Annotated in this window: 1 rRNA gene; it reads left to right on the plus strand. The window is 58.4% G+C overall.

Annotated features, from left to right (window positions below):
- Positions 1 to 322: 322 nt before the first annotated feature.
- Positions 323 to 858, plus strand: a 23S ribosomal RNA gene (locus IG64_RS37165); the annotation flags it as partial.

The following is an 858-nucleotide window of genomic DNA, read 5'->3' on the forward strand; positions in this document are numbered from 1 at the left end:
GGATCACCTCCTTTCTAAGGAGCATCTAGCTGCCGCAAGGCAGCCAGAGCCACTACGTCGGCAAACGTCCGACGGTGGTCAGCTCATGGGTGGAACGTTGACTACTCGGCACGGTCCAGGATGGGCCAGGCGCTAGTACTGCTCTTCGGAGCGTGGAACGCTGATCTGGACGGTTGGCCGTGTCGGGCACGCTGTTGGGTGTCTGAGGGTGCGAGCGTTGCTCGTCCTTCGGGATGCCGGCCCCGGTAAAAATCTGCTTCGGCGGGTTGTGACGGGTGGTTGGTCGTTGTTTGAGAACTGCACAGTGGACGCGAGCATCTGTGGCCAAGTTTTTAAGGGCGCACGGTGGATGCCTTGGCACCAGGCATGGGCTGTCACCTACTGCTGAACACATAGGCAGTATGGAGGGAACGCGGGGAAGTGAAACATCTCAGTACCCGCAGGAAGAGAAAACAACCGTGATTCCGGGAGTAGTGGCGAGCGAAACCGGATGAGGCCAAACCGTATGCGTGTGAGACCCGGCAGGGGTTGCGTATACGGGGTTGTGGGATCTCTCTTTCACAGTCTGCCGGCTGTGAGACGAGTCAGAAACCGTTGATGTAGGCGAAGGACATGCGAAAGGTCCGGCGTAGAGGGTAAGACCCCCGTAGTCGAAACGTCAGCGGCTCGTTTGAGAGACACCCAAGTAGCACGGGGCCCGAGAAATCCCGTGTGAATCTGGCGGGACCACCCGCTAAGCCTAAATATTCCCTGGTGACCGATAGCGGATAGTACCGTGAGGGAATGGTGAAAAGTACCCCGGGAGGGGAGTGAAATAGTACCTGAAACCGTGTGCCTACAAGCCGTGGGAGCGTCGGA

Source organism: Streptomyces sp. NRRL S-340, assembly GCF_000720185.1.
Lineage (GTDB): Bacteria > Actinomycetota > Actinomycetes > Streptomycetales > Streptomycetaceae > Streptomyces.